The following is a 26,215-nucleotide window of genomic DNA, read 5'->3' on the forward strand; positions in this document are numbered from 1 at the left end:
GCAATGGATCAAAGAACCGAAATAGAGACTCTGTTGCATGATTTGGGTCAGCCATTGCTTGCTATTCGCTTAAATGCTGAGTTATTAATGCACTCTCTTGGTGAATCGGGCTCTGATCCCATTAAGAAGAAAATCCAGGCTATTTTGCAAGCTAGCCAAGAATCGATGGATATTGCAGCCCAAATTGCCGCTCTAGATAATAATAAATAATCAATTAAATCAATATCTTAAGAAACATTAGCCATAATAATTAGAAATTTCTAGTCATTGAGCTTAAGTTTTGAGTTTATGGGTCGTAAAAGATGGTGAGGGCTTGTAAGTTATGTAGGCTCGGGTTGAATTTTAAGGTTTCATTGCACGATTTGAAAGGATAGCAAGGTTAGAGGAGGTTATATGAATATGCAAATAACACCTTCGGCTGCTGTTTCTAGTTATTCATCAGCCAGCGAATCACAAGCACGCCAAGGGTACTTGGGCGCTTTGGCTGCTGCTTTGCGCAATGGTGATGTAGTTGCTGCTCAACAGGCATTAATTGAGTTGCGTGGTGTTGGCGGTGGCGTTAGCCCAGATGCTCTGTTTGAAAAGATCGATAACTCCATCAAGTCAAGCCGTACGGATGAAATTAAGTCAGCCTCTTTGGCTCTTGATGAGTACAGAAAATCGGGCCAAGTTGACCCGTATCACAATAGCGAAAAGATGCCTGGTGCTCAAAAAGCACCTTTGCCAGTTCAGTTAATGGCTGCCTCCGGTACAGGCACCCTGGTCAATATCAAGGTTTAATAGTCAATTATCAGGCTCAGTTTCAGGTTAAACCTGGAATCTTGAGAATAAGCCCGAAAAAGTGGCCTTATTCTTCGAATTGAAAATCCCCTCTTTCCTCTACATTGGTAGCTTATTTATCAGGATAGCCAAAGTCCGTCCATTAGCTGGCTGGGGCACCTTTCAACAAGGATCATATGATTGCGACTACTGAGTCTTCTGTGGATTTAAGCACCTCCGAAATCTTTCTTGCGCGCAATTCCGTGTTTGATCGCTCGGGCAGGGTGATGGCCTATGAAATGCTTTTCCGTTCCCGTGAAAGCGTAGATGAAGGGCGACCTGATGATTTAGCAACAAGTACCCAAGTGATTGTCAATTCGATGAGTCACTTTGGTTTAGAAGGCGTGCTCGGTTCAGCCGATGGTTTTATTCATGTCACTGAGAAGTTACTCAAGAGTAATACCCTGGAGATTCTGCCTGCGCAGCGCATCATTTTAGAAATCTTGCCAGACGTTTCTCTCAATGCAGAAATGCTCAAGCGCTTACAAGACCTAAAAACTGCTGGATTTCGGATTGCGCTCATAGATACTAGCTTGAGCGATGCAACTCCAGCAAAGGGCGTAGTAGAGAATATCGACGCTATTTTGCCTTTGATTGACATTGTTAAGGTAAACCTCCAAAACACTTCACCTGAAAATACATCTGATTTGATGAGCCGGGTTCGTCAATTAGCAAACCCGATTTTTTGGGCAACGCAAGTTAAGACTGGTGAAGATTTAGCAGCTTGTAAGGCACAGGGTTTTAGTTTATTTAGCGGACCTTATTTTTCCCAGCCTCTAGTGATGCGCAGTAAAAAACCGCAAGCATTGCAAGTCAGCCTAATGAAAATTGTCGGACTCCTATTTAAGGATGAGGGCATTGCGACTTTAGAGCCTCTGTTTAAGGCCAACCCCGATCTCACATTGGGACTGTTTCGCTTAGTCAATTCTGTTGGTGTAGCAGGGCATTTACAAATTAGTTCGGTACGTCAGGCTTTGGTTACCTTGGGCCAAAAGCAACTATTGCAGTGGATGTTGCTCCTCATCTACACAGAAGCAGGGAATGCCGCTACTTCAGAACTCCAGCGCCGTGTCGTGAACCGTGCTCGTTTAATTGAACTACTCTCACAGCATGAGGATATTACTCAGCCAGGATTAAGTGATCAGGCTTTTGTAGTGGGCCTCCTTTCTTTGGCGCACAAGGTCACCGGTCAAACTTTGGAAGAAGTGCTCAAGCATATTCACCTAGCTGAGCATTTGCAAAATGCGCTCTTGCATCATGAAGGTATTTTGGGTCAATTACTCGTCTTGACGGATGCGATTGAGGCAGCTGACTTTGGTCGCATGGAAGCCTCTAGGAGTCACTTGGGAATTTCAGCACAATCTCTCACGGATTTGCAGCTTCAGGCAATCCATTGGACCAATGAGCTTGATCGGCAGATGAGTGCGGTGAAGGGCTGATGTACTGGTAATTTTGTCATTTTCGGCAATTCTGTAGATTTCGTTAGAATGTCATAAACCTAAATTGAGACGGCTTTTATGACATTAATGAAGCACCTACGTATTGCCCTTGCAGATGATCATGCGATCATTCGTGAGGGTCTAGTCCAGGTGCTCAATACACACCCTGGTATCGTGGTTGTGGCCGAGGCCAAGTCAGGCAAAGAGGCAATTAAATTAGCCGATAATCCAGAATTGGATTGTTTGGTGCTCGATATTGATTTGCAGGACCGCAATGGTATTGAGGTCATTAAATCGATTCGTCGCAATAATCAAAAGCTACCGATTCTGGTGCTCTCAATGCATCCACCTTCTCAGTATGCGGCTCGGGTTTTATCTGCGGGTGCCTTGGGCTATATCACGAAGAGTGAACCCACTCAGGAGTTGGTCTTAGCGATTCGTCGCGTCGCAACCGGTGCAAAATATATCAGCCCTGTCGTTGCAGAAATTTTAGCGGAACGCTTTGGGGATGCCCAAACTGCTGCAGACCCGCATCAATGTCTATCTGACCGCGAGCATCAATTTATGATGATGGTAGCTACTGGATTGACCGTTAATGCAATTGCTGAAAAGCTCAGCCTTTCGCCGAAAACGGTCAGCATGTACCGCACTCGTACGCTGAAAAAGATGGGTATGAAAACGAATGCAGAATTAGTGCATTACGCAATTAAAAACAATTTATTGGCTTAATTCGGGTCTTTGCAGTATAAAAGTTGCTATTGGTGTCCCTAATTAATCTAGTTAAACCGCTTTTACAGGTCTTATATTGGAATTGTCTAGACTCAAAGTTTTGTAGTATCTATATTCGATAAACAAGGTTTTCTTACGATCATCGCAATCGCTTTTACAAGTCAAAAATTTAATGCCCAATAGCGATATGCTCTCCCTCTATGAAGCTGTGACTGAAATCAGTCAGCAGATGTTGCAAGCTGCTCGTCAAAAAGATTGGGATGGCTACGGTAAATTAGAGATTTTGTGTCAGGGCTATATTCATCAAATTCCGGTGCATGGTGAGCAAGCTCCGCTTACTCCTGAAGCTCTTGAGCGAAAAATTGCTTGCCTTAAAACCATCCTTTCTAACGATAAAGAAATTATGGATTTAATGCAGCCGTGGATGTTGCGCTTGACTGACATCATGAATGGCCAGTCTTTCAAGAAATAAGTAGATCATTCATGGCTATCAATCCGATTGGTGGTATCAATCCAGCAATCGCGCCAACGGCAACCGGGCAGTCTAGCCAGCCTGCCCTCAAGGTAGGTCTAGAGTACGTCGGAAAAATTGTTTCTTTTGATCCTACTGGAACGGCTGAGGTACAAATTGGTGAACAAGTATTCGGCATGAAGCTGGGCAGTAATTTTGCAGTAGGGGATGTACTGCATTTTCGCTTTCTCGGCAGCGATCCAAACCCTACCTTTCTATTATTAAGTGCTGGTGCTAATCAATCTGCTTTTGAGAATGTGATTTTGAGCGGCACTAGCTTGCTGATTACACAATTGCAAGACGAAGCTCAGTTACAAGGACAGCTTTCGAAGGTAGAGAGTTTGCTGCCCCCTTTAATGCAAAGCCCCTTGAACTCACAACTCACGGCAGCCCAATTGCAAAACGCCATCATCATGAGCGGGCTCTTTTATGAATCCCATCTGGCGAATTTTGCTAAAGGGAAGTGGCCTTTAAATACATTGATGAAAGAGCCTCAAAATCGTCCTAACTTTAATGCGTCACAAGTTGTGAATAAACAGTTAGATGCTTTGGAGAATCAGACGATTCGCTGGAGCGGCAATATTTGGCCAGGGCAGCCAATGGATTGGCAATTGACTTACGAGGAAGAGCAGTCACCCCAAACGGTCTCAGAGGAAGGTGTCGCTCAAACCATTGTGAGTGTGATTGAGTTAGATTTACCCAACTTAGGTAAAGTGCAGGCTCGTCTGACCTTGCGGGATAAGGCCTTAAGTGTGCAACTTAAAGCTGAGAAGTCGCAGACTGAAAATCTCTTCAAACAAGAATTATCAGATCTCAAGAATACCTTTAATGCTAATGGTCAGGAGCTTAAAGCGATGGAGGTCATCGCACATGGATAAGGCCAAGAATTTGCAGCAGGCGGTAGCTTTGACTTATGAGCATGGTGAATTTGCCCCTAAGGTATTGGCAAGCGGGAAGGGCTTAGTGGCCGAGCAAATCATTGCCAAGGCAAAAGAACATCAGATTTATATTCATGAATCAAAGGATCTGGTGGGCTTGCTCATGCAGGTTGATCTTGATGAGAATATACCGCCGGCTTTATATCAGGCGGTAGCAGAAATTCTGGCGTGGCTATATCAGCTCGAAAAGCAGGCTTAGGGAATTACCTGATAGAGTAATGTAATGGATTGCTAAAATATCAGTAGTGAGCATAGTCATTGAGTTTCAAACCTATATTGCATGAATTGAGAATATGTCTGTATCCATTGAGAGCACCCTAATTTTGCAAATGAGCGCTGCTTATAACGCCCATTTTATGCAAAATGCAAATGCGGGCGAAGCCCTAGTGCATATGATGGAGATGTGCAATTCGCTACACCCCAAGCTCAGATCTGTGAACCCTAAGGAAGTATTAGCTTTATTCTCCATGGGAAAAACCTTTACCAGCAGAGCGCAGTTACGAAACTTTGCTGTAGATGTGATCGTCTATCTAGTGGGTGATGTTGTGGGTTCTCATTACTCGCGTGCTGAGTTGACTGAGGCTACCCAACAAAAGATAACGAGCTAATTGTCACTATTACACTGGTGACAGGGTATTACACCTGCATATTCATGATGTCGTGATAGGCGGAAACGAGCTTATTACGAACCTGAACAGTTGCTTGAAATGACAGACTGGCCTTTTGTGTTGCTACCATGACATCGGAGAGATTGACGCTATCGTCACCGAGAGCAAAGTTTTTACCTAGCTCAACTGCCTTAGTTTGGCTTTGGTTTACTTGATCAAGAGATGACCTCAGTGCGGTAGCAAAATCAATCGATGGGGCAGACTTTGGGCCATCCCCGTTGTTAATACCCTTAATACTATCTAGGCCCTGAATTGGGGTAGCTAGGTTTGCAGGGGCGGCAGAAGACGCAGCCTTTAATTGGGCCAACATTGCTTGAATACGCCCTGAATCAATAGCGCCGACACTCATGATGGAACTCCTCACTGAAACTTTTCAATGGAAGTAATGTAGCAGTAAAGAATGGCGGCAGTTTTGGCAATAAGAAGGAAAAAAAGGCCTTATTCCTTCAATTGAAATGAAATTTCCCTATTCATAATGACGTCTAAACATCATATTTATTTAGGGCGTATTGGACAAATCATGCAAAAAACCGATCTTATCAGTTTCCAGAATGATCTTCAATCTGCCTTTTCATATCACTAGTAGGTCGGGAAAATTGTTATGGAAAGCTTGTTAGCGCGCTTAAATTTGCAGGGCACTAGTAAAAAAGTGCTGCTGTCCGCGGGTATTGCTGCGGTGATTGCAATCATGGCCGTCTTTTGGATCTGGAGTCAGGGACCTAAATATAAGGTCGTGTTCTCTAATTTCAACGATAAAGATGGCGGTGCCATCGTGTCTGTTTTAGAACAGCAAAACATTCCTTATAAATTAGCGGATGGTGGTGCTTCCATTCTGGTGCCAGCCGAATTGGTGTACCAGACCCGTTTAAAACTAGCAGCTATGGGTTTGCCTAGAGGGGGCAATGTTGGCTTTGAGCTTCTGGAAAACCAAAAGTTTGGAGTTTCTCAATTTGTAGAACAGGTCAACTTTCAACGTGCCTTAGAGGGTGAATTAGAGCGCAGTATTCAATCCATCTCTGGGGTTGAGGGTGCTCGAGTCCATTTAGCTATCCCTAAAACGTCCGTGTTCGTGCGTGATGCGCAAAAACCAACGGCATCCGTTTTAGTGAAGTTAATGCAAGGTCGTACCCTAGACCAAAATCAAGTCAGTGCAATAGCCCATTTAATTTCTAGTAGCGTCCCAAATTTAAGTCTAGCCAGTGTTGATATCGTTGATCAGACTGGTAGCTTGCTTTCTGATGCCAAAAAGGGCGGTTCAAAAACTCTAGATGCAAACCAACTCAAATATGTTGAGGACTTGCAAAAAAATATTGTCTCGCGAGTACAAGCGATTATTACCCCAATTGTGGGCGAGAAAAATGTGCGGGCTGAGGCGAATGTCGAAATTGATTTTTCAAATACCGAAGAGGCTAATGAAATTTATAAGCCAAATCAAAAGCCTGAGGTTGCCGTTATACGTAGCTTGCAGACTAATGAATCGATTGTGCCTTCAGGATCAACCAATGGTGGCGTACCAGGTGCTTTAAGTAATCAGCCTCCCGCAAATGCAACGGCTCCTCTGAACACCACCAATAATGCTGCTCCTGGCGGCGCTGCTGCTGGTGCCGGCGCCGGAGCCAATAATGCTGCTGCTCAAAATCCGATGAGCACGCAAAGAAATTCGATTACGAATTATGAAATTGATAAAACGATCTCGTTTACCCAAAAATCCATGGGCGGAGTGAAGCGTTTATCAGTAGGCATCGTTGTTAATAACAAGGCTGATGTTGATGCTGAAGGCAAGCCTACTACACGCCCTTTAAATGATGCTGAAAAGCAGCAGATTATCGATTTGGCTAAACAAGCGATGGGCTTTAATGAAACGAGAGGCGACACCTTAAGCGTGGTGAATACCCCATTTACCCCTGCTAAAGAGGCCGATGTATCTGAATTGCCAGTCTGGAAAGATCCTGTGTATATCGAAATGGCCAAAAATATTGGTCAAATTCTGGTCGGCTTAATCGTGCTATTCATTATGTATCGCAAAGCAATTAAACCGATGCTAGCCAATTTATTGGCGCCAGATGAGGCCCCTGTGATTGATGATAGTCTTGACGAAAATGGCAGACCCATACCAAAATTGACGCCATATCAAAAAGACCTCAAGACCATTCAAGCTTTGGCTAAGGAAAATCCAAAAGTAGTAGCTGATGTGGTTGCGGGTTGGGTAGGAAATAGCTAATGGCAACAAATCCAAACGAAAGTAGCGTTCTTAAAGCTGCTATTTTGATGTTGGCTCTCGGCGAAGAGGGTGCATCACAGGTGATGAAGCACGTCTCTCCACGAGATGTGCAAAAGTTAAGTGCCGTCATGACTACCCTACGTAGGGTTGAGCAGGCTACGGTAGCCGATACGCTACGGGATTTTTTTAGCTATGCCGGTGAAGGCGCCTCTCTTAATATTGACACCGATTCGTTTACCCGCAATGTCTTAACTCAGGCATTGGGGCAAGAAACTGCCTCAGGTCTATTTGAGCGCATTCTAGAAAATAAAGATTCAGAGGGTATTGATAACCTCAAGTGGATGGATGCAACAGCTGTCGCTGATCTTATCCGTTATGAGCATCCTCAAATTATCGCCACGATTTTGGTGCATCTTGAGCCTGAGCAGGCTTCTCAAATTCTGACCTTGTTTAATGAAGATTTACGCAAAGATACGATGTTGCGTATTGCTACTTTGGAAGAAGTGAAGCCACAGGCACTTAAAGAGTTAAATGTGGTACTGGCCCGTTTATTGAGTGGAGCTCAGACTTCCACTAAAAAACAAATTGGCGGCATTCGTGCGGCTGCAGACATCATGAACTATATTGGCCAAGCTCCGCAGCAAGTGCTGATGGATCGCATTAAAGAATACGATATTGAAATTGCAGAAAAGATTAATGATGAAATGTTTACCTTTGACGACATCATCAACATTGATGATCGTGGTATTCAGACCATCTTGCGTGACGTTCAATCTGATGCCTTGGTAACTGCTCTCAAAGGCGCTAGCGCTGAGTTGCGTGAAAAGATCTTCAAGAACATGTCATCTCGTGCAGCCGATATGATGCGCGACGACTTAGAAAACAAAGGCCCTGTCAAACTTTCTGAAGTGGAAGCACAGCAAAAAGAAATTCTGATTGTTGTCAGGGGCTTGATCGAAGATGGCTCAGTGATGTTGCCAGGTGCCGGAGGCGGTGAGGATTATCTCTAATATGGAAACTTCTCGCGCCTGGCCTAAAGCAATAGGCGAATCCTTTTTTAGTGATCTGATCCCAACTAAGCCGGCTGTTAAGCCCGAACCTAGTCCTGCTCAATCGATGAGTTTTTCTCCTGAGAAAATCAAGGAGATTTTAGATAAAGCCTATTTGGATGGCTATGACCGTGGCATGAAAAGCGGTCACGAAGCCGGCATGAATATGGCGAATGAAAAATTGGCAGTTGAACAAGCCGATTTGAAAAATCTGATGAATGGATTTTCGAATACCGCCAAAGAGAAAAGTAAGGTCTTGTGTGAAGACGTATTAGCCTTATCTCTAGATATTGCTAAAGCAATGCTCAAAGAGCATCTCAAGATCAATCAAGAAGCCATCTTACCCATATTGCGACAAGCTACCAATAGCCTGATCGATAGCGAAGGGCCACTCCATCTCAAGTTAAACCCTGAGGATGTGCAGATTGTGCAGAAATATTTACAAGCTGAATTAAGTAATTGGCAGATAGAAGAAGATATTCGGATTGAGCGTGGCGCTTGCATCATTGAAACATCAGGCAACACCGTAGATGCTACGCATGAAAATCGCTGGCGCTTAATTTGTGATGCCTTAGGTCAGAACCATGATTGGCTGGTGGAAAAATCATGAGCATTGCGAACCCCTTAGATTCAATCGGCAGTGATCATGCTCACCTGAATCTAGATGGGCTTCTCAGTAATTATTTACGTCATTGCTCTAGCGCAGTATCGACTGTCGATAATGTTGAAGTGGCTGGACGTGTCACGAAGGTGACTGGTTTAGTGATTGAAGCGGGCGGCATATTTTTACCGATTGGTAGTGTTTGCGTGATTCCAATGGGTGATGGACAGCAGGTTGAAGCCGAAGTCGTTGGTTTTGATCATGGACGCTTGTTTTTGATGCCTCAAAGCAATATCGAAGGCATTGCTCCAGCCGCTAAAGTGATCTTGAAGTCTATGCCAGTGCGTACTTCACAATTTCATAAGCCCTTTGATCTCAATGACGATTCTAATCAGAGTGAAACTCGTGTAACCCGCTTGCCAGTGGGTGATCATCTCTTAGGTCGTGTACTTGATGCCGCAGGCGTGCCTTTAGATGGCTTAGGCCCTCTACAGGCGGATCATTTTGCTCCTTTGCAGTCAGAGCCGATTAATCCTTTAAAGCGAGCTCCGATTGACACAATTTTAGATGTTGGTGTGAAGGCAATTAATAGTCTGCTGACAGTAGGACGTGGTCAGCGGATGGGCCTATTTGCAGGCTCCGGCGTTGGTAAAAGTGTGCTGCTTGGTATGATGGCCCGCTATACCGATGCTGATGTCATCGTTGTCGGCTTGATTGGTGAGCGTGGCCGCGAAGTAAAAGAATTCATTGAACATATTTTGGGTGAGGTTGGTTTGGCACGCTCCGTGGTGATTGCAGCGCCTGCGGACGCTTCACCCCTCATGCGTTTGCAAGGCGCAAATTATTCAGCCACGATTGCAGAACATTTCCGTAGTCAAGGTAAACATGTATTGCTGATCATGGATTCATTAACCCGCTTTGCTATGGCGCAACGTGAAATCGCTTTGGCTCTCGGTGAGCCGCCTGCAACTAAGGGTTATCCGCCTTCGGTATTTGCAAAACTCCCTAAGCTGGTTGAGCGTGCTGGCAATAGTGATGTTGGTGGTGGTTCGATTACTGCTTTTTATACTGTCTTGACAGAAGGTGATGACCAACAAGATCCGATTGCCGATTCAGCACGAGCGATTTTAGATGGCCATATTGTGCTAGATAGAACTTTAGCCGAAGCAGGGCACTACCCAGCCATTGATATTGAGCAGTCGATTAGTCGCGTCATGCATAGTATTGTGGATACACAACATCAACAATCGGCTCGTAAGCTCAAACAGCTCAGCTCGAAATATAGTCGTAATCAAGATCTGATCAATGTGGGTGCTTATGTACCTGGAGCGGATGCCGTTTTGGATGAAGCGATTCAGAAACGCATAATGATTGAAAGCTTCTTGCAGCAAGATTTTGCGACACAGTGCAACACCCAGGAAAGTATTGAGCAGCTTAATCAGATTATTACGCAGCAAGGCTAAGCATGGCGAACACTCTGAATGGCATGAATACCCTCTTAGAGCTTTCTAAGCGAAATCTGGATAAGGCAGCCGAAAGATTGGCTAAAGCGAATCGTGATGTCGCGCAGGCGCGTGAACAAGAAACTCGCTTGCAAACCTATCGTGATGAATATATTGCTCAGCGTAATGCTTTATCACTTGAAGGGGTTAGTGCTACTGATCTGCAAAATTACATGCTCTTCTTGAAGAATTTAGATCAGGCCATCGTTAGTCAGGGCGGCGCTATTCATCAATACGAAGAAATCGTCAAACACCATTTAGCGTACTGGCAAAAATGTCAGGCTAAAAAAAGATCATACGAAGTCATCATTGAAAGAAATCAATTGCAGATGCAAAAGTTAGCGAATAGGCGCGAGCAGAAGCAAATGGATGAGTTCAGTAGCAATCAACGCCGCTTTTTATCGGCCAATCACTCTGGTGCATAAAAAAGATCGCCATGAATATTGACCTCAAAGCGCAAACCCAATCCTTGCTCAACAATAGTGTTGGGCAGGAGGCTGGCGGATCGTCTAATGCCAAAGCGGGTGCAGCGACTTTGCCCATCTTTAGTCAATTGCTTTCTTCTCAAGTCAAAGTATTTCAAGAGCTAGATGCTAAAAACACGGTGAATACCGCGCAATTACTTTCACCTAATGTCGTGCAGGCTAGCAAATTGCAAGCCAAGGATAATCCTCACCAGGAAGAGGTGAGGGCTGCTGTGAGTAGGCAAGCCGATGCCTTTATCAACATTGCTAAGGCAGGCGAGGTCCATTCTGTTCAGACAAGCACAGCGCAAAATCCTCAGAGTACGCAGCCTCGTACTGAGTTCGCTTTTGCCAAGCTAGCTGAAATGCAAGCGCAAGCCAAGAATATGCGGGTCATTTCAAGAGAGCCAGGACTCAATACTGATGCTGAGATTCTGCAAGCGCAGGCTAGACGCCAAGGTCCTCCCCAAGCGCTATCCAAAAATGCGACGTTTGAGATGCCAGAGAAAGATCAGTTGGTAGCCAAAAAGAGTACAAATCTAGAAACCGAGGCGATTACTGCCATGGGAATTTTAGCATCAGAAAATCAGGGGCAAGGCGGTCAAGCGGGTACTGGTGGCGAATCAGAGTTTGGTAATGTACCTATTCAAGCCAATACGATGCATGGCCAAGTGCATGCCCAGTTTGGTTCTTTACAGTGGAACGAAGAAATCTCTCAGAGAATGATTTTGATGGTTGGTGCTAATATGCATTTAGCTGTTTTAAATCTCAATCCTGACAATCTTGGACTTCTAAAAATTGTGATTACCGTTAAAGATCATCAGGTGAATGCGACTTTTGTATCGAACAATGCCGATGTACGCCAAGCCTTGCAAGACGGCTTAGAGAAGTTGCGTAGCTCGATGAGCCAAGCAGATCTTGTTTTGGAGCAGGCGGATATCCGCTCTGGGCTTAGTTATGAAGAGAGTCAGGCGAGCGCTCTAGCTTCTCAGGCCGAGTCTGGTGCCAATTTTGACCTTTCATCAGAACATCAAAGTGCTTTGAGCCAGTTGCTCAATGAGCAAGCACCCAAGGGTAGCCAAGCTCAGGGCCTGCCGATGCAGTACGATGGCACTGTTAGCGTATTCGTCTAATTTTTATGGCTATTTATCAACTCATCTACGTCAGCTCTGCAACAGAGACTTTTACTCGAGAAAAGTTTCTGGATATGGCTTTTGTGATGAGCAGTGAAAATACCAAGGTGGGTATCACTGGTATGTTGGTATTTAAGGATGGTAATTTCATGGAAGTCCTCGAAGGTGAGGAGTTGGCTGTGAAAGGACTTTTTGGCAAAATTGAGCAAGATTCTCGTCACACCCTAGTAAGCGTGATCCAGGAGGGTGAAATTAGCACCCGTGAGTATCCTAGTTGGGCAATGACTTTTTATAACCCTCAGACTGAGGAATACGAGCATGTTGGCTCGCCGATTCAGTGGCAGGACAAGCTTTGAAACTGGTCATGAATAGTCAAATCATCCGTCTAGAGCCTGCCCAAAATTCAGAATTGAGGGTAAAACCCCCCTTTATTCTCCGATTTGAATCCTGCCCATCCCTCTAAAATCAGATGATGACTAATTTAGGCAACCTACCTAGCTCTTTTGGTAATTCACTGAACTCCGGCTTTCTAGCTAAAGGGGTTTCTGCTGAATTTCATGGTGCACCCGGAAATAGCAAATCTTCTGTGGGCGAGCCTTCATCCAGTTTTATGGATGGATTAGGCAGCCTTTTAGGTAAAACACTGTCTGGTGGTTTAGCAGTTGCCTCCGTTGCCATGCCTGGCGCCTCTTTGGGTATTTCTAAATTGGGTGATGCAGCAGCCAGTACTTTGTTACATGGTTTACTGAGCTCGCAAACTTCGAGTACGCCTAAAAATGAGATGTCTGCATTAGCTGGTATGGCTGCTTCTGCCGGTCAAATGATGCCACGTCACCCTTATCAAGCTCAGCCTGCTGCCTTCCCAGGGGCTAGTTTAATTACTTCGGCCTAAGTTTTACTGAATACTCCCTTTTAAGGGAATTTAGTCTCCAGTAAACCTCTTAAGAAGCTTCAAAAATAGCCTCTAAACGCCTTTATAAGGGGTGTTTCTCCCTCTTTTCTAAGTATCTAGTGTCATCAATTCCATTGATAATGAGGAATAATTTTCACAATGGAGCGGTAAATGGCAGAGAACGAACAACCGGTTAAGCCCAAATCTAAAAAGATGTTATTCATCATCCTAGGTGTGGTGCTCGCATTGGCCATCGGTGGCGGGGCGGCTTACTATTTCTTGGTCATGAAAGCCGATTCTAAGTCGGCAGAATCCTCCAAGCCAAAGGTTCCAGAACTCCAGATTTTTGTACCTTTGGAAGTGTTCACAGTGAACTTGCGCCCTGAGAGTACAGAGCCGCAACAATACCTACAAACTACTTTGAACTTACAAGTGCCTTCTGAAGAGATGAGTGCCAGTTTGAAAGCGCGTATGCCAGAGTTGAGAAGTCGTATTTTGTTAATTCTCACCAATAAAAAAGCTTCAGAAATCACTTCAGTTGAAGGTAAGAATGCCTTGATGACTGAGATTATTGAGCAACTCCAAAAACCATTTAGCGGTAGTGAGACAGAACAAAAAATCACTGGCGTCTATTTCACTTCTTTTATTATTCAGTAAGTAAGAGCCCATCATGGCAGATGAGAATCTCACCGAAGGTGAACTTGACGAGCTGTTAAAAGACGTTGAGCTCACTGAAGAGCAAAAAAATGCTCAAATGCAGGAACAAAGCCTGCAGGGTGCACCAGCGAAGACTTTTAATTTAGGCACCCAAGAGCGCCTAGTTCGTGGCCGTATGCCCACGATTGAAACGGTTCATGAACGTTTTATTCGTTTGCTGAGAATTACCGCCTCTAACTTATTTGGGGCGCTCATTGAGGTAAAGACCTCGGCAACGACAACCTGTAAGTATGGTGAGCTGCTATCCAAACATAGTCAACCAAGCAATATTAATTTGATCAAACTCAAACCACTGCGTGGTACCGGTTTGTTGATCATCGATCCCAATTTGGTGTTGTACACCGTCGATAATCTTTTTGGCGGTGGAGCTCGCTTCCCAGTGTCCATCGAGGGTCGCGAGTTCACGGCTACTGAGATGCGGATTGTAGGTACATTATTAAAGACCTTCTTCACTTCATATCAAGAAGCATGGGCCCCGGCCTACGAGATCGAATGTGAACACGTTAACTCAGAAATGAATTTGTCATTTGTGAATATCGCTATGGCAAGTGAATTGATGTCAACCACTACATTTACATTAGCGATTGGTGAAGCCAGCTACGAGATTGACTTATGCATCCCTTATATGATGCTCGAGCCAATCATGGATATTCTGACATCCCAGACTCAGGGTATGGTTGCTGAGCATGATCATGTTTGGGAAGAGACCTTGCTTCAACAGGTAGAAGCAGTTGAAGTAGAGGTGGTTGCTAATTTAGGCAATAAAACCATGCTGATGGAAGAAATCATTGCCTTAAAGAGCGGCGACGTCATTCCCTTCCCTTATTCAGCAGAAATACCGGTAACGGTAGATAACGTGCCTGTCTTATCTTGCCGTTATGGCATTTATAACAATCAATACGCATTGCGAGTTGAAAAACTCTTGAAACCTGACGCATCTGAATATATTAAAGGAGCCAATGATGGCAAATGAAATTGAATCCGGCAATCAAACGGGTGCCGAAGTATTTAATGAGTTGGAAGGGGCCGACAAGTCCCTGCCACAAGAAAAGGATTTGGAATTCATTAAAGATATTCCGGTTCAATTCTCGGTAGAAATCGGCCGCACCAAAATTCCAATTAAGTCACTTTTGCAACTCACACAGGGCTCTATTGTTGAATTAGATGCTGCCTCTGGCGATTTGATGGATATCCTCGTCAATGGCACGATGATTGCTAAAGGCGAAGTGGTCGTGATTAATGAAAAGTTTGGTATTCGCCTGACTGAAATCATTACCCCAATTGAGCGTATTCGCAAGCTTAATAAATAAATCAATCGATCATCAAACCATACAAGCTCAATAAGCCAGAAAACAGCACGATGACCATCCTGAAAACACCAAACTGGGCAATACTCGCAAGCTTCTTCTTTGCTGAAGTGGCGCTGGCTCAGGTTACCCGTGTTCCAGAGTCTGACGGTGGCCCATTTCGAGTGATTCTGGGTTTGTTGTTAGTGTTAGCCTTAATCGCTGGTTTAGCGTGGGCGATGAAAAAACTCAATCATGCCAAGATTGGCAATCAATCGGTTGCCAAAATTGTCGGTGGTGTGAGTGTCGGTCCGCGTGAGCGTGTGGTAGTCGTTGAAATTGGCGGTAATTGGGTGGTTGTTGGTGTTGCCTCAGGTCAGGTCAATAGCTTGGCCAACTTTAAGGTGGCAGATCTTGACTTTAGTGATGGCTACGATGAAGCGCCATTCTATGAAGATGAGACTGCACCAACTACTAACCAGGGCGGTCGTGAGCAACGCCAATCCGAACCCCGTTTTCAATTTAGATCTGAATTTGATGAAGAGCAGTCACCTCCTTCGTCTAAGTTTCAAGAAGAGCCGCGCAATATGCAAAGTAGTTTTAAACCTCAAACCAATTCTGCCAAGTTTCATAAAGAAAATGTGAAGCGTTTTTTACGCAAGGTCCTTAAAGTAGGTGATGGCAATGAATGATCTTAATGAACTGAAGCCCATCCATCTCAATGCCAAGACTGTATTTTGGGCGCTGTGCTTGGGCTTTGCCTTGGCTTGTATTTTTTACACGATTCCCAGTTATGCAGCCAATAATTCATCATTGAATGTTTTATCCAGCTCCGCTGGACCTGGTGGCAGTCAAAACTACAGCTTGAGTCTGCAGACTCTGATTCTGTTGACTTCATTATCCTTTTTGCCAACCGTCTTATTAATGATGACCAGCTTTACCCGCATCATTATTGTGCTTTCACTCTTGCGCCAGGCGATTGGTGCGCAAGCAACCCCACCAAACCAAATCTTATTAGGCTTAGCGCTATTCTTAACCTTCTTTGTGATGGGCCCGGTGTTTGATCGAGTCTATAACGAGGCGTATCAGCCGCTCAATGAAAACAAGATCACGATGCAGCAGGCTTTAGAAAAAGGTTCAGTCCCGATTAGAGAGTTCATGCTCAAACAAACCCGCGAAACCGATCTGGCTTTATTCTTAAATATGTCTGGCAAGAAAGTCGCCTCACCTGAAGATATTCCGATGAGTGTTTTGGTGCCTAGCTTTATGACCAGTGAGTTAAAAACCGGCTTTCAGATTGGCTTTAGTATTTTTATTCCTTTTTTGATTATTGATATGGTGGTCGCCAGTGTGCTGATGGCCATGGGCATGATGATGGTCTCGCCGGCGATTATTTCCTTGCCCTTTAAGCTGATGCTATTCGTATTGGTAGATGGCTGGCAGCTCTTATTGGGCTCCTTAGCAGCTAGCTTTGCATCCTAAGTGGTGGCAGCAAAAACTAAATAATCCAACAGATAAAAAATAGAAAAAATAAATAATAGGACCAGGACAAAAGTCATGACACCAGAATCAGTAATGAATATCGGACGCCTTGCAATGGAGACCACCTTACTGGTCGGCGCACCTTTGCTCTTGGTTTCTCTATTGGTTGGTTTGATTATTTCGGTATTTCAAGCAGCCACTCAAATTAACGAAGCGACTTTATCCTTTATTCCAAAGCTATTGGGTATCTTACTGACACTTCTCATCGCAGGGCCTTGGATGATCTCAGTATTGGTGACCTATATGCGGGGTATGTTTAGTAATTTCTCGCTCTTGATGGGCTAACACCATTCATTCTTACCCATGCTGACGCTCAATAGCGAACTCATCCAAGCTTGGGTTGTCACGATCTTAATACCGCTCACGCGGATTCTGGGCTTTGTAGCCATCGCCCCGTTTTTTGGTAATCAAGCAGTCTCACCGCAAATTAAAGTGGCTATGGGTATTTTGCTCGCCATGGTGATTGCGCCTGCAGCACCAGCAATGCCAGACATTGACTTACTCTCCCTGAGTGGTGTTTTGATTGTTGCCGAGCAATTGATCATAGGCTTGGCAATCGGTTTTATGGCGCAGATTATCTTTAGTGCGATTGAGTTTGCCGGGCAGGTGAGTGGTATGACTATGGGCTTTGGTTTTGCAACCAACTACGATCCTCAATCAGGCGGCACAACCGTGGTGATTAGTCAGCTCATGGGTATCTTGGCACTCTTAGTCTTCCTAAGTATGAATGGCCACTTGATCATGATTTCTGCATTGCTCCAGAGCTTTTATGACTTCCCCGTCACAGCACAAGCCCATATGGTGGATGGCATGATGATTGCTCTGTGGGGCGCTAAGCTATTTAGCATCGCTTTACAACTCTCACTACCCATTGTGGCGACTTTACTCATTACTAATCTAGCTTTAGGTATTTTGACAAGATCATCACCGCAGCTCAATATTTTTGGTATCGGCTTTCCACTAACCCTATTGGTTGGATTCTTAGTAATCATGTTGATGCTACCCACGCTAGCTGCCCCTTATCAAATCGTGATCGAGCAGGGGATTGAGGCGAGTAAAAATATGCTGAAGTTGAGGTGATGTTTGGATGTGGAAAAAGAGCTAGCCTTATGCGGCATTGAATACTATCCCCCCAATATATGGATCTATAAACCGGCATATAGTAAGTCTTTAAGTTATTGATATTGCTTTATATTTACATCTAAATTACAATAACCACATGGATATTAAAGGCCGCATCTTGCAATCCCTTCGCCCGCGTCGAGATGGGCTTTTATTGCGCTTAGACACCAAGTCTTTTGGCAGCCCTAGTCAAGTTTCTGATGCCCTGCGTTCTTTGGTTGATAGTGGCCTTATTGAAAAGCTAGATCGAGGTGTTTACGCTAAGCCTTCTAAGGTGTTGGAATTGGGTAAGGAAGCGTTGCTAGCAAGCGCTTCTTTGAGAGTAAAAAACTTGCGCGATCAATTCATACGCCTCAGTAAGCGAACTCGTTTGACGCCAACCGCTCGATATGTCAAGAGTTTGGCAAAAAGTGAGGGCGTTGTATTTAATCCCATCTATGCAGATCGTTGGGCGAGTTCAGTTACTGAATTAGCCGGTGATGAAGTAAAGAGTGACTCAACCGATGATTTACTGGTCGCTCTTACACGCTCAGGAAAAATGACCCCCAAAGATATGGTGGCACTCGTAATCAAACACCATAAAGACCTCAAGCGTGTTTGATCCATTTGGCGATTATGCTTCACGTGGTTATCTGCGCAACACCGCTGGCGAAAAAGATATAGAAATCATTAAAATTGCGGAGCACGAACTATTTCGTGCTCAGTTACCAATTGCTTTGGATTTTTTAGCACAATGCAAAAGAATTGAGTACTCTGATTTTTTGGAGGTTCACCGCATTCTATTTTTAGGTCTTTATCCTTGGGCTGGTGAAGATCGAAATACGCTTTTGCCAGATAGGTCCATCAGCAAAGGTGAGGTGTACTTTTGCCACCCAAAAGATTGTCAGCGTGCGATTGAGGAGGGGCTTTCATCCGCTCAAGACAAACAACAAATGGCAGTAAGGCCAGGATTTATTATGGGCATGTTTGCATTTGGTCACCCATTTCTAGATGGCAATGGGCGTGCCATGCTCCTTGTTCATGCTGAGTTATGTTTTCGTGCGAATATGTCGATTGATTGGATTGCTACTGACAAGACTGCTTATCTAGAGGCATTAACTCGTGAAATTGAATATCCCCATTCTGGTGCTTTAGATCAATATCTGCGCCCATTCATTGGCGAGAAAATTCACCGAGATCAGTGGTTGGAATGTATATCAATCTTGCCAGGCCTTGATGGGGTCAATGCAGGGGTAGATTCTTCAGCGCAATATGCGGATCCGCAAGTGGCTGAGAGTTACCAAGCTTTCGAACGTCGGCGTGACTATAAGCTTGCAAGCTAGATAACCAGCCAGCTATTCAAAACAGCCTATGAATACAACCTTCCAACAAGCCTTCACCCTTCACCAGCAAGGCGAAGTAGAGCAAGCAAAATTGCTTTACGAAGATATTCTCCAAAATGATCCCAATCATTTTGACGCACTGCATAAGCTCGGAGTGGCAGTTACCGATGAAGATCCTTCAAGAGCAGTGCAGTGTACCTGGGCTACTTGTGCAAATTGACGCGCAATGAATGCCGCTATTTGAACTCTCCATGTTAGGCATTGATTTTTACCCAACCAAGAGCCTTGCCAGCATAAATAATATTCTATACAATACTATTAATAGTGTTATTAAGGGGGCGATAATGGGTACCGTCGTAGCAAATAATTTAAAAACTAAGGGCATAAAAGCCATTGAGGAAGCTTTACTAGATCAACTAGAAGCACCTGTATCCGTGCGTGGACAGGTGAAGTATGTGGTGATGAGCCAGGAGCAATATCAGTATTTACGTGAATGCGAACTGGAGGCTGCACTGGCTGAATCCAGGGCTGATTTGGCGGGTGGACGCTTTGTTAAAGAAACCGTGGCTCAGCATATCAAACGTCTCAAGCAAATCAACAAGTCAGCCTAATGAGTTGGCAGTTAATCTTTACTGAGCAATACAACCGGCGCGCTGCGAAGTTTCTAAAGCGTCATCCTGATGTGGAAACACAGTATGCCAAAGCATTGGAACTGTTAGAGCTCAATCCCTATCATCCCTCTCTGCGTCTTCATAGTTTATCTGGAAGGCTTGATGGCTTACAAAGCATTTCGATCAATCTGAAATACCGAGTCACTATTGAAATGATTATTACTGAATATGAGATTGTTTTGATCAATGTTGGTGATCATGATGCGGTTTATTAAACTAGCTACTGAGTGATTCAATAAAGCACATGAGTACATCCTTCGAAAAAGCCTTCATATTTCACCAGCAAGGTGAAATAGAGCAAGCAAAATTACTTTACGAAGATATTCTTCAAAATGATCCCAATCATTTTGATGCTCTGCATATGCTCGGAGTGGCAGTTACCGATGAAGATCCTTCAAGAGCAGTGCAATTACTCTCCAAAGCGCTTGAGATCAATTCAACGATGCCAGAGTGCTTTAATAATGCAGCCCATGCGCTGATGAAGCTGGGGCAGCATGCTTTAGCACTAGAGTGCTGCCGTCATTCCATCGCACTTGAAGCTGGAAATTGGACCACATACGCGAATGCTGCAGAGGCATTACGTAATCTCCAGCGCCAAGAAGATGCTTTGGTCTCGATTAATGCCGCTATTAGTATTGCGCCAACTATGGCTAAGCTCTATTCCAACCGAGGCAATCTCTTTAAAGAACTAGGGCAGCATGATCAAGCTTTACTCGAATATCAAACAGCGATTGAGCTAGACCCAGAAGACGCTACTTTCTACGTCAATCGAGGGTTGGCGTATCAAGACTTAAACCTGATTTATCCTGCGATTGAGAGTCAAGAAAAGGCGATTGCTCTAGACCCTCAGTTAGGAGCGGCACACGATAACCTGGCAAAGTTGTACTTACTCAATGGTAATTTGCAATCGGGTTGGGGTATGTATCACTGGCGCTGGAAAGGCCTTGGCCTGACATCCCAGCCCTTAAAAACCAGCAAGCCAAAGTGGCAAAACGGCAGCACAGCCAAAAGACTATTAGTTTGGGCAGAGCAGGGCGCAAGCGAACATATCCTCTTTGGCAGCTTACTCTTAGAGATGCAGCGATTAGTGCCAAATCTATTGGTGCAGATTGACCCGCGTTTAATACCAATTTTTGAACGCTCGATGCCAGAAATTACCTTTTATTCATCAACAGAAACCGTAGATGAATCACTCTACGATGCTCATATCGCCTTAGGGGATCTACCTGGACTCTTTAGAAATCAAATCGATGATTTTCTAAATGTCAAACTTCAGTATCTCAAGCCAAAATTTGAGCAAAGAAACCTCATTAAAGAAACGCTAACCAAGCAAGATGAGTTACTCATTGGTATTGCTTGGAAAGAAGGAGATCACTTAGCCAATAAATCAAGCAAACCCAATAAAACAAACAAAACAAACAACATAGAGCTGACTCAATTAGTCTCTTCTTTGAACATGCCTGGCATTAAATTCGTGAATTTACAACAGGGTATTAGTAATCAAGAGCTTGCAGATCTTCAGTCCAAACTGATGATCCAGGTTTATGGATATGAGCAGCCTAATCATTCATTGGGGCTTGATGACTTAGCAGCACTTATCAGCGCATGTGACATCATCATCTCAGTAGATAATGAAGTGGCTCACTTGGCAGGTGCTATGAATATCCCTTGTTGGGTCTTATTACCCAAGGCGCCTCATTGGCGTTGGCTATCTGGTGTGACTTTAAGCCCTTGGTATCCTAGCTTAAGGCTTTACCGACAAGAGCAGCAGGGCGTTTGGGATGCGCCTCTAGATAAAATCCGCCATGATCTGGTACCGCTATTAAAGCAGTCTACTCAATACAACTGAGCAAGGTAATTAATGCATAGCACAAAGCAATACACCTAAGCTACTGCTTAGGTGTATTGAATATCAATCGAATTGAGAATTACAGAATTAAGCAGTGTGCTTCATTGGTTCTGCAGCCTCAGCTGGTGCTGCTATGGTTCCAGCTGTTCCCTTGTTGTAAGGGCCTAAGATAACTTCCATTGATGCAATCACTAGGGGGAGGTACTCAAAATTCTGTGACTGAATGGCGCCATTGAGAATCTGAATGTTAGTGCTGTAGATTGTCTTGAGCATGGTGCGGTGTTGAGAATGTAATTTCTCATTGAGGTTCTCTTGCACCCACTGCAAGCCTTCAGCGATTTCTAATAATCTTTTGTGATTAGTTACAGGATCAAATTCACCAGCCATGATACGTTTGACCATGCTAATGACAGATTCAAACCAGCGTTTTTCAAAGCTAGCACCAGTCAGATTGTTATCAACTGACACATAAGCATTAATGGCGTTTTTGCTATTAAACATGATGGTCTCTCGTTATTCGTTATTTTGTGTTCTTAGTTAAAAGTATTCTATCTGAAACCCCTTTGATTTGTATGAACTAATGGTGAAATGATCATTAGCGCAAATCAAAGGGTATCAGTGTTCAAATTAACGGAATATTGACAAAATTGCAGCCGCTGCGGTGTTCATTTGACTTACCAAATAGTAGTCAACGCTTTGCTGAGTATTCAATTGTTGTAGATTAGCCTGCAAAGCAGTCGGATCAATATTGGCAATTGCATCAATTGTCTTTTGCATACCATTCTTGATATTGGTTGCATTTTTCAATTGAGCTTGAATACCAGCTGTTGCTGCAGCAAGAGATGCTTGTGCAGTAGAAACGGTATCAATTTGTCCAGTAATCACCTGAGTGGCTTTATTAGCATTAGCAATTGCAGCATTTTGGGTATTCCACTTGATTTCAGGAGGAACTGTTGAGGTATTACCATCTTTATTATCAATTGCTAAAACGTTATTGCCTAAGTCAATCGCAGTGAAGTAATTGGTGAATTCAGAAACCTTACCAGTTAAAGAGCCACCACCAACATCGGTATTGGCAAAGGTGCCATATAGATTGCCTGTATCGCCGCTATTAATCACATTCTTGAAAGCGTCCAAAACTTGCTGAGGCGTTGTAGTTTGTGATGCAGTAAAAGTGAGCCCATTAATTGTGACGCTGTCACCAGGAAATAAGTTGGCAGTACCAGCCAATAAATTAGTGTTGGTGAATGTTAAGGTATTTCTGGTGGTGGTATTACTGTTTTGAGACAGCAAGGCAATTCCGCCAGGAGCGCTGCCTGTTGTTAGTGGATCTATTGTTGTTAGGCTAAATGTGTTGCTTGAAGTAACAGTTGCGCTGACACCGTAGGCGGAGCCACCGGTAATCTTCGTACCAGTATTAGCGTTCATACCAATTTTTGTAATAGTTGAAGGCACTGCTACAGCGCTCTGGCCCGAAAGGGTATATGAAGCAAGACCGGTGGATGTGGTGCCAGTAGTCAAAAGATTGGTTAACTGACCACCAGCCGCACTGTAGCTCCACGCAATCGATGTTGTCGAACCACCAGCACTAACTGCTGCTCCTAGTCCACCTACTTTAGAGCCACTCCAAGTACCATATTGACTCAGCGAAGCGGAGTTACCAATTTTGGCTAGAAATGCTGTTGAAAGTTGAGCCGCTGTTGTAGTTGCTGTAGCGGTAAAGGTCAAGCCACCAGCAGAGAAGCTATCACCAATTGCTAAATCACGGAAAGTAATTGTTTGAACTTGAGCAACCGCACTTGTTGTAGTGGTAAAAGTTCCAATGCTTGGATCAGGTTGAACACCATTATTAATGTAGTTAGCAAACGCCGCACTCACTTGTGATGGTGAAATGCCAGCAGCGCTAGTTCCTGGTCCAGGACCTGCAGTAAAAGTTAAATTACCAATAGTCAGAGAGTTACCCTGAGCCATGCTAGTAGTTGGAAGAGTTATCGTTTGAGTTTGAGTAACTGCTGGGCTTGCATTTGAATTTGTATATGTGATAGACGTATCTGAATTACCACCAGTCGCTGTTACAGTAATAACATGAGTATTGGAGCCTGTACCAACGGATGTAGTAAGCGATGGGTAAGCGACAACAGTACCACTTCCAGTGGTACTAACAAAAGTGCCGCTTGTTATCTGAGTCCCTGACTGGATATAATTTTTGAAGGCAGTAGCGAGTTCAGGACCCGACATATCACTTGTAAGGGTTAGCGTTACAGTTACTGGAGTTGGCAAACCTATCGTAATGGCACATGAATCTCCAGCCTTCAGTCCAGTCAATGGCAAAGTAATGACTGGAGTAGTTTGACTGCTACTTACAATTGCTGCTACGTTTCCAATGGCCGATCCCACAAGGGTTACAACTGGAGTAGTTAAATTCGTTGCAGCAAATGTCTGGTCGGTAATTTGCATACCAGTAATTAATAACTGCTTTAGAGCCGTAACCAATTCACCCACATTGGTTGCATTGACTTGAGTTTGGGAGTCCGGAGTGCCATCAATGCCCGTCGTTATTTGTAGACCAAAATCAGTATTCAGCAGGTTAGCGCCATTAACACTGGCACTAGTGACTAATTGTTGTATTTGGTTTGTTAGGTTTTGAAAGGTCAGATTTAAGCTATCTCGATCAGTTGAGGCAAATCCCGCGCTTGATGCTTGGGTAGCCAGGCCTTTCAATTGAGACATAATCTCAGAGATTGAAGTTAAGGCCGATTGGGCTACATCAATTGCGCTGCCAGCATCAGTTAAGTTTTTAGTAACTGAGCCATAGCCTGAGACTTGAGCAGTCATACGACTGACAACCCCAGTTTCAGCGGCATTTAGTGTCGCCTTACCAGAGGCAAGTTGGGCTTGGGTTTCAACAATGCCTTTCTGTACCTCATTTACAGACTGAGTCAGTGTTGAGGCTAGCGAAGTAATAGTATTGCTCATGATATTTTTTCCTTAAATATCCAATCTTTTTATGTAAAATCCAGGTGGAAATTCTTGAAATACCTGGCCCTATACACGACAAAAATCAATAATTAGGGAAACTATATAAGGGAATCATCCCTTTGAATCCATTAAAAAAGCCGGGATTTACCCGGCTTTTCTAAGCTTAGACAGCTAAAACACTAGTTAAATCAACGGAATATCGACAAAATCGCTGCTGCTTCGGTATTCATTTGGCTAACCAAATAATAATCGATCGATTGTTGATTGTTCAATTGCTGTAACTTAGCTTGCATCGCAGTAGCATCAATGTTTTGGATTGAGTTTACTGTGTCTGTTAAGCCAGTTTTAAGAGCAGTATTAGCAGAGCTTTGCGCTTTCAAGCCAGTAGCAGCGGCAGCTAATGTAGATTGACCAGTAGATACGGTTTGTAGTTGAGTCGCAATTGACTTAATTGCAGTAGCTGCATTGCTAACGCCATTATCGTTAGTAGCAACGGCCGTCTGGACTCCACTTGTAAGGTAACTTAAGTTCATTTGACCTGTGCCAGCACTAGCAGCTGAGTATAGGGAGTGAGCCGTTGTATAGCTTGTCCCAGTGAAAGTGCCGGCAACTCCGGTAGTAGTTCCACTTGTAATGAAGTTGATGAAATCAGTTTTTTGCTGATCAACTGTAGCTGTCGCAGTAGCGGTATAGATGATTCCGCCAACACTTACAGATTGTCCCGAAGATAAGGAGGCGTTAAAAGTTACCTTATCGATCTGATTAGCAGCACCTAAATTCAGACTTCTTGCGGGTGTAGCATTACCAGTTGTTGATACTACTGTATTTGACTGATCACCAGCGTTTGCGAATGTGAGCGTCAAAACACCAGAATCTGCTGTTGCTGCTGAATATACTGCTGCCATTCCTGATTGTGTGGCTCCAGAAAAGCTACCATAGGTACTAGTAAGAGATGATCCAGTAATGTAATTTGCAAAAGCAGTAGCTAAAGCTGCATCTTGTGCGGCTGCATTGGCAAGTTGGTTGGTATCAACAAAGTTACTATTAGTAGTGAAGGTTAGACCACCAACAACATAAGTTTTAGCTGAAACAGTATCAGCTGTGCCACCAAAAGTAATGTCATCTTTTTTATGAACGTTGGCGGTTGTTGATACTGATGGCGCAGAAGAGGAAGCATTAATCTGTAATGCGCTTAAGGTGCTTGCTATCGTAGCAATATTTACTCCATTTACTGTCGTGTTCGCACTTGAAGATCCATCAATACCAGTTGTAACAGTCAAGCTATTGCCACTGAGTAAATTATTTGAATTTACTGAAGCGCTAGTTCCTAAAGTAGCAATTTGACCAGCAAGATTTGAAAAAGTTGCGTTTAGACTGTCGCGGTCGCTAGTTGTTAAACCTGCGCTGGAGGCTTGGTTGGCCAACGTTTGCATTTGTGTAAGAACTGAAGTGATAGATGTTAAGGCGGCTTGGCCGACAGTAATAACGCTCTGTGCCGCAGAGATATTTGATAAAGTTGTTTCGTAACTAGCAGCTTGCGCTGATAAACGAGTGACAACTCCGTTCTCACCCGGGTTTAGTGTCTTCGTACCTGTGGCTAATTGGTTCTGTACATCAACGATCTGATTTTGAACTGATGCAACAGAATTCGATAGGGTCTGTGCTAAACCTGATAATGGCATTGGCATGATTCTTTTCCTTTAGTATAAATTTATGCATCCACAATGGATTGCAATAAACGGTCTGGTTACGCGAAATGCA

The 26,215-nt window shown here is 44.0% G+C and carries 33 protein-coding genes; 29 read left to right on the forward strand and 4 right to left on the reverse strand.

Translation table 11 applies throughout. From position 1 onward, the window contains the following. Positions 1 to 3: 3 nt before the first annotated feature. The 8 genes from VC178_RS04050 to VC178_RS04085 all read left to right on the forward strand — a co-directional run bounded on the left by VC178_RS04050 (position 4) and on the right by VC178_RS04085 (position 5,044). Positions 4 to 210 (forward strand): hypothetical protein, encoded by a 207-nt coding sequence (locus tag VC178_RS04050; RefSeq protein WP_088524988.1) that lies wholly within the window; start codon positions 4 to 6, stop codon positions 208 to 210. Positions 211 to 393: 183 nt separating this feature from the next. After that, complete coding sequence (locus tag VC178_RS04055; RefSeq protein WP_215296724.1) at positions 394 to 780, forward strand: hypothetical protein; 387 nt, start codon at positions 394 to 396, stop codon at positions 778 to 780. Between the two features lie 176 nt (positions 781 to 956). Next, entirely contained in the window at positions 957 to 2,258 is a 1,302-nt protein-coding gene (locus tag VC178_RS04060) for an EAL and HDOD domain-containing protein (RefSeq protein ID WP_323481678.1), read from the forward strand. 78 nt (positions 2,259 to 2,336) lie between these two features. Further along, entirely contained in the window at positions 2,337 to 2,987 is a 651-nt protein-coding gene (locus tag VC178_RS04065) for a response regulator transcription factor (protein ID WP_323481679.1), read from the forward strand. Between the two features lie 172 nt (positions 2,988 to 3,159). Beyond that, positions 3,160 to 3,459, forward strand: a complete 300-nt coding sequence (locus VC178_RS04070) for a flagellar protein FliT (RefSeq protein ID WP_215296727.1) — start codon at positions 3,160 to 3,162, stop codon at positions 3,457 to 3,459. Positions 3,460 to 3,470: 11 nt separating this feature from the next. Then, the gene (locus tag VC178_RS04075) at positions 3,471 to 4,376 is read left to right on the forward strand and encodes a flagellar hook-length control protein FliK (protein WP_323481680.1); all 906 of its coding nucleotides are present in this window, start codon (positions 3,471 to 3,473) and stop codon (positions 4,374 to 4,376) included. Beyond that, entirely contained in the window at positions 4,369 to 4,635 is a 267-nt protein-coding gene (locus VC178_RS04080; RefSeq protein WP_088524982.1) for an EscU/YscU/HrcU family type III secretion system export apparatus switch protein, read from the forward strand. Before VC178_RS04075 ends, VC178_RS04080 begins: the two co-directional genes overlap by 8 nt. Positions 4,636 to 4,729: 94 nt before the next feature. Further along, a complete protein-coding gene (locus VC178_RS04085) occupies positions 4,730 to 5,044 on the forward strand; it encodes a hypothetical protein (RefSeq protein WP_088524981.1) in 315 nt (104 codons plus the stop codon). Between the two features lie 28 nt (positions 5,045 to 5,072). On the opposite strand, the gene fliE is transcribed toward VC178_RS04085, so the two are convergent. Continuing rightward, the gene (gene fliE, locus VC178_RS04090; RefSeq protein WP_323481681.1) at positions 5,073 to 5,453 is read right to left on the reverse strand and encodes a flagellar hook-basal body complex protein FliE; all 381 of its coding nucleotides are present in this window, start codon (positions 5,451 to 5,453) and stop codon (positions 5,073 to 5,075) included. A 252-nt stretch (positions 5,454 to 5,705) separates the two neighbouring features. On the opposite strand from fliE, the gene fliF reads away from it, so the two are divergent. The 21 genes from fliF (at position 5,706) to VC178_RS04195 (ending at position 21,475) form a co-directional block, all read left to right on the forward strand. Continuing rightward, positions 5,706 to 7,325 (forward strand): flagellar basal-body MS-ring/collar protein FliF, encoded by a 1,620-nt coding sequence (fliF, locus tag VC178_RS04095; RefSeq protein ID WP_323481682.1) that lies wholly within the window; start codon positions 5,706 to 5,708, stop codon positions 7,323 to 7,325. Continuing rightward, complete coding sequence (fliG, locus tag VC178_RS04100; RefSeq protein ID WP_088524978.1) at positions 7,325 to 8,335, forward strand: flagellar motor switch protein FliG; 1,011 nt, start codon at positions 7,325 to 7,327, stop codon at positions 8,333 to 8,335. Before fliF ends, fliG begins: the two co-directional genes overlap by 1 nt. A 1-nt stretch (position 8,336) precedes the next feature. Beyond that, positions 8,337 to 8,984, forward strand: coding sequence for a FliH/SctL family protein (locus tag VC178_RS04105; RefSeq protein ID WP_323481683.1), 648 nt, complete (start codon positions 8,337 to 8,339; stop codon positions 8,982 to 8,984). Beyond that, positions 8,981 to 10,438 carry a flagellar protein export ATPase FliI gene (gene fliI, locus VC178_RS04110; RefSeq protein WP_215320162.1) on the forward strand — a complete coding sequence of 486 codons (1,458 nt, stop codon included), beginning with the start codon at positions 8,981 to 8,983 and terminating at the stop codon, positions 10,436 to 10,438. The genes VC178_RS04105 and fliI overlap by 4 nt, the downstream gene beginning before the upstream one ends. Positions 10,439 to 10,440: 2 nt before the next feature. Next, on the forward strand, positions 10,441 to 10,902 hold the full coding sequence (gene fliJ, locus VC178_RS04115; protein ID WP_215296733.1) for a flagellar export protein FliJ: 462 nt from the start codon (positions 10,441 to 10,443) through the stop codon (positions 10,900 to 10,902). 11 nt (positions 10,903 to 10,913) lie between these two features. Further along, the gene (locus tag VC178_RS04120; RefSeq protein WP_323481684.1) at positions 10,914 to 12,074 is read left to right on the forward strand and encodes a flagellar hook-length control protein FliK; all 1,161 of its coding nucleotides are present in this window, start codon (positions 10,914 to 10,916) and stop codon (positions 12,072 to 12,074) included. A 5-nt stretch (positions 12,075 to 12,079) separates the two neighbouring features. After that, complete coding sequence (locus VC178_RS04125) at positions 12,080 to 12,430, forward strand: BLUF domain-containing protein (RefSeq protein ID WP_088524973.1); 351 nt, start codon at positions 12,080 to 12,082, stop codon at positions 12,428 to 12,430. A 113-nt stretch (positions 12,431 to 12,543) separates the two neighbouring features. Further along, positions 12,544 to 12,966, forward strand: a complete 423-nt coding sequence (locus VC178_RS04130) for a hypothetical protein (RefSeq protein WP_323481685.1) — start codon at positions 12,544 to 12,546, stop codon at positions 12,964 to 12,966. A gap of 171 nt (positions 12,967 to 13,137) precedes the next feature. Next, positions 13,138 to 13,623, forward strand: a complete 486-nt coding sequence (gene fliL, locus VC178_RS04135; protein WP_216124204.1) for a flagellar basal body-associated protein FliL — start codon at positions 13,138 to 13,140, stop codon at positions 13,621 to 13,623. A 13-nt stretch (positions 13,624 to 13,636) separates the two neighbouring features. After that, positions 13,637 to 14,656, forward strand: a complete 1,020-nt coding sequence (fliM, locus tag VC178_RS04140) for a flagellar motor switch protein FliM (RefSeq protein WP_323481686.1) — start codon at positions 13,637 to 13,639, stop codon at positions 14,654 to 14,656. Then, the gene (gene fliN / locus VC178_RS04145) at positions 14,643 to 14,993 is read left to right on the forward strand and encodes a flagellar motor switch protein FliN (RefSeq protein ID WP_088524969.1); all 351 of its coding nucleotides are present in this window, start codon (positions 14,643 to 14,645) and stop codon (positions 14,991 to 14,993) included. Before fliM ends, fliN begins: the two co-directional genes overlap by 14 nt. Positions 14,994 to 15,043: 50 nt before the next feature. Then, on the forward strand, positions 15,044 to 15,661 hold the full coding sequence (gene fliO, locus VC178_RS04150) for a flagellar biosynthetic protein FliO (RefSeq protein WP_323481687.1): 618 nt from the start codon (positions 15,044 to 15,046) through the stop codon (positions 15,659 to 15,661). Next, positions 15,654 to 16,451, forward strand: a complete 798-nt coding sequence (gene fliP, locus VC178_RS04155; protein ID WP_323481688.1) for a flagellar type III secretion system pore protein FliP — start codon at positions 15,654 to 15,656, stop codon at positions 16,449 to 16,451. Before fliO ends, fliP begins: the two co-directional genes overlap by 8 nt. 75 nt (positions 16,452 to 16,526) lie before the next feature. Beyond that, positions 16,527 to 16,796 carry a flagellar biosynthesis protein FliQ gene (gene fliQ / locus VC178_RS04160; RefSeq protein WP_088524967.1) on the forward strand — a complete coding sequence of 90 codons (270 nt, stop codon included), beginning with the start codon at positions 16,527 to 16,529 and terminating at the stop codon, positions 16,794 to 16,796. Between the two features lie 18 nt (positions 16,797 to 16,814). Then, positions 16,815 to 17,591, forward strand: a complete 777-nt coding sequence (fliR, locus tag VC178_RS04165) for a flagellar biosynthetic protein FliR (protein ID WP_088524966.1) — start codon at positions 16,815 to 16,817, stop codon at positions 17,589 to 17,591. A 139-nt stretch (positions 17,592 to 17,730) separates the two neighbouring features. Then, positions 17,731 to 18,234 carry a DUF4423 domain-containing protein gene (locus VC178_RS04170; RefSeq protein ID WP_215320178.1) on the forward strand — a complete coding sequence of 168 codons (504 nt, stop codon included), beginning with the start codon at positions 17,731 to 17,733 and terminating at the stop codon, positions 18,232 to 18,234. Then, positions 18,227 to 18,955, forward strand: coding sequence for a Fic/DOC family protein (locus tag VC178_RS04175; RefSeq protein ID WP_323481689.1), 729 nt, complete (start codon positions 18,227 to 18,229; stop codon positions 18,953 to 18,955). The genes VC178_RS04170 and VC178_RS04175 overlap by 8 nt, the downstream gene beginning before the upstream one ends. Before the next feature lie 28 nt (positions 18,956 to 18,983). After that, positions 18,984 to 19,175, forward strand: a complete 192-nt coding sequence (locus tag VC178_RS04180; RefSeq protein WP_323481690.1) for a hypothetical protein — start codon at positions 18,984 to 18,986, stop codon at positions 19,173 to 19,175. Positions 19,176 to 19,299: 124 nt separating this feature from the next. Continuing rightward, positions 19,300 to 19,566, forward strand: coding sequence for a prevent-host-death protein (locus VC178_RS04185; RefSeq protein WP_088525037.1), 267 nt, complete (start codon positions 19,300 to 19,302; stop codon positions 19,564 to 19,566). Then, a complete protein-coding gene (locus tag VC178_RS04190) occupies positions 19,566 to 19,841 on the forward strand; it encodes a hypothetical protein (protein WP_323481691.1) in 276 nt (91 codons plus the stop codon). Before VC178_RS04185 ends, VC178_RS04190 begins: the two co-directional genes overlap by 1 nt. A gap of 29 nt (positions 19,842 to 19,870) precedes the next feature. Beyond that, the gene (locus tag VC178_RS04195) at positions 19,871 to 21,475 is read left to right on the forward strand and encodes a tetratricopeptide repeat-containing glycosyltransferase family protein (RefSeq protein ID WP_323481692.1); all 1,605 of its coding nucleotides are present in this window, start codon (positions 19,871 to 19,873) and stop codon (positions 21,473 to 21,475) included. Between the two features lie 87 nt (positions 21,476 to 21,562). On the opposite strand, the gene VC178_RS04200 is transcribed toward VC178_RS04195, so the two are convergent. The 3 genes from VC178_RS04200 to VC178_RS04210 form a co-directional block, all read right to left on the reverse strand. Further along, positions 21,563 to 21,976 (reverse strand): hypothetical protein, encoded by a 414-nt coding sequence (locus VC178_RS04200; RefSeq protein WP_088526022.1) that lies wholly within the window; start codon positions 21,974 to 21,976, stop codon positions 21,563 to 21,565. Positions 21,977 to 22,102: 126 nt separating this feature from the next. Beyond that, complete coding sequence (locus VC178_RS04205) at positions 22,103 to 24,451, reverse strand: flagellin (RefSeq protein WP_323481693.1); 2,349 nt, start codon at positions 24,449 to 24,451, stop codon at positions 22,103 to 22,105. A 191-nt stretch (positions 24,452 to 24,642) separates the two neighbouring features. After that, positions 24,643 to 26,142, reverse strand: coding sequence for a hypothetical protein (locus VC178_RS04210; RefSeq protein ID WP_323481694.1), 1,500 nt, complete (start codon positions 26,140 to 26,142; stop codon positions 24,643 to 24,645). Between the last annotated feature and the right edge of the window lie 73 nt (positions 26,143 to 26,215).

The organism is Polynucleobacter sp. AP-Sanab-80-C2 (assembly GCF_035012965.1).
In the GTDB taxonomy this organism is placed as follows: domain Bacteria; phylum Pseudomonadota; class Gammaproteobacteria; order Burkholderiales; family Burkholderiaceae; genus Polynucleobacter.

What these genes read in the sequence shown, in the direction of transcription:
- VC178_RS04105 (WP_323481683.1), top strand. Translation starts at nt 8,337, where the DNA reads ATGGAAACTTCTCGCGCCTGGCCTAAAGCAATAGGCGAATCCTTTTTT.
- VC178_RS04180 (WP_323481690.1), top strand. Translation starts at nt 18,984, where the DNA reads ATGAATACAACCTTCCAACAAGCCTTCACCCTTCACCAGCAAGGCGAA.
- fliO (WP_323481687.1), top strand. Translation starts at nt 15,044, where the DNA reads ATGACCATCCTGAAAACACCAAACTGGGCAATACTCGCAAGCTTCTTC.
- VC178_RS04055 (WP_215296724.1), top strand. Translation starts at nt 394, where the DNA reads ATGAATATGCAAATAACACCTTCGGCTGCTGTTTCTAGTTATTCATCA.
- VC178_RS04185 (WP_088525037.1), top strand. Translation starts at nt 19,300, where the DNA reads ATGGGTACCGTCGTAGCAAATAATTTAAAAACTAAGGGCATAAAAGCC.
- VC178_RS04210 (WP_323481694.1), bottom strand. Translation starts at nt 26,142, where the DNA reads ATGCCAATGCCATTATCAGGTTTAGCACAGACCCTATCGAATTCTGTT.
- VC178_RS04050 (WP_088524988.1), top strand. Translation starts at nt 4, where the DNA reads ATGGATCAAAGAACCGAAATAGAGACTCTGTTGCATGATTTGGGTCAG.
- fliN (WP_088524969.1), top strand. Translation starts at nt 14,643, where the DNA reads ATGATGGCAAATGAAATTGAATCCGGCAATCAAACGGGTGCCGAAGTA.
- VC178_RS04190 (WP_323481691.1), top strand. Translation starts at nt 19,566, where the DNA reads ATGAGTTGGCAGTTAATCTTTACTGAGCAATACAACCGGCGCGCTGCG.
- VC178_RS04125 (WP_088524973.1), top strand. Translation starts at nt 12,080, where the DNA reads ATGGCTATTTATCAACTCATCTACGTCAGCTCTGCAACAGAGACTTTT.
- VC178_RS04120 (WP_323481684.1), top strand. Translation starts at nt 10,914, where the DNA reads ATGAATATTGACCTCAAAGCGCAAACCCAATCCTTGCTCAACAATAGT.
- VC178_RS04200 (WP_088526022.1), bottom strand. Translation starts at nt 21,976, where the DNA reads ATGTTTAATAGCAAAAACGCCATTAATGCTTATGTGTCAGTTGATAAC.
- VC178_RS04205 (WP_323481693.1), bottom strand. Translation starts at nt 24,451, where the DNA reads ATGAGCAATACTATTACTTCGCTAGCCTCAACACTGACTCAGTCTGTA.
- VC178_RS04195 (WP_323481692.1), top strand. Translation starts at nt 19,871, where the DNA reads ATGAGTACATCCTTCGAAAAAGCCTTCATATTTCACCAGCAAGGTGAA.
- fliL (WP_216124204.1), top strand. Translation starts at nt 13,138, where the DNA reads ATGGCAGAGAACGAACAACCGGTTAAGCCCAAATCTAAAAAGATGTTA.
- fliG (WP_088524978.1), top strand. Translation starts at nt 7,325, where the DNA reads ATGGCAACAAATCCAAACGAAAGTAGCGTTCTTAAAGCTGCTATTTTG.
- fliJ (WP_215296733.1), top strand. Translation starts at nt 10,441, where the DNA reads ATGGCGAACACTCTGAATGGCATGAATACCCTCTTAGAGCTTTCTAAG.
- VC178_RS04170 (WP_215320178.1), top strand. Translation starts at nt 17,731, where the DNA reads ATGGATATTAAAGGCCGCATCTTGCAATCCCTTCGCCCGCGTCGAGAT.
- VC178_RS04080 (WP_088524982.1), top strand. Translation starts at nt 4,369, where the DNA reads ATGGATAAGGCCAAGAATTTGCAGCAGGCGGTAGCTTTGACTTATGAG.
- fliE (WP_323481681.1), bottom strand. Translation starts at nt 5,453, where the DNA reads ATGAGTGTCGGCGCTATTGATTCAGGGCGTATTCAAGCAATGTTGGCC.
- fliI (WP_215320162.1), top strand. Translation starts at nt 8,981, where the DNA reads ATGAGCATTGCGAACCCCTTAGATTCAATCGGCAGTGATCATGCTCAC.
- fliF (WP_323481682.1), top strand. Translation starts at nt 5,706, where the DNA reads ATGGAAAGCTTGTTAGCGCGCTTAAATTTGCAGGGCACTAGTAAAAAA.
- VC178_RS04070 (WP_215296727.1), top strand. Translation starts at nt 3,160, where the DNA reads ATGCCCAATAGCGATATGCTCTCCCTCTATGAAGCTGTGACTGAAATC.
- VC178_RS04085 (WP_088524981.1), top strand. Translation starts at nt 4,730, where the DNA reads ATGTCTGTATCCATTGAGAGCACCCTAATTTTGCAAATGAGCGCTGCT.
- VC178_RS04060 (WP_323481678.1), top strand. Translation starts at nt 957, where the DNA reads ATGATTGCGACTACTGAGTCTTCTGTGGATTTAAGCACCTCCGAAATC.
- fliR (WP_088524966.1), top strand. Translation starts at nt 16,815, where the DNA reads ATGCTGACGCTCAATAGCGAACTCATCCAAGCTTGGGTTGTCACGATC.
- VC178_RS04065 (WP_323481679.1), top strand. Translation starts at nt 2,337, where the DNA reads ATGACATTAATGAAGCACCTACGTATTGCCCTTGCAGATGATCATGCG.
- VC178_RS04130 (WP_323481685.1), top strand. Translation starts at nt 12,544, where the DNA reads ATGATGACTAATTTAGGCAACCTACCTAGCTCTTTTGGTAATTCACTG.
- fliP (WP_323481688.1), top strand. Translation starts at nt 15,654, where the DNA reads ATGAATGATCTTAATGAACTGAAGCCCATCCATCTCAATGCCAAGACT.
- fliQ (WP_088524967.1), top strand. Translation starts at nt 16,527, where the DNA reads ATGACACCAGAATCAGTAATGAATATCGGACGCCTTGCAATGGAGACC.
- fliM (WP_323481686.1), top strand. Translation starts at nt 13,637, where the DNA reads ATGGCAGATGAGAATCTCACCGAAGGTGAACTTGACGAGCTGTTAAAA.
- VC178_RS04075 (WP_323481680.1), top strand. Translation starts at nt 3,471, where the DNA reads ATGGCTATCAATCCGATTGGTGGTATCAATCCAGCAATCGCGCCAACG.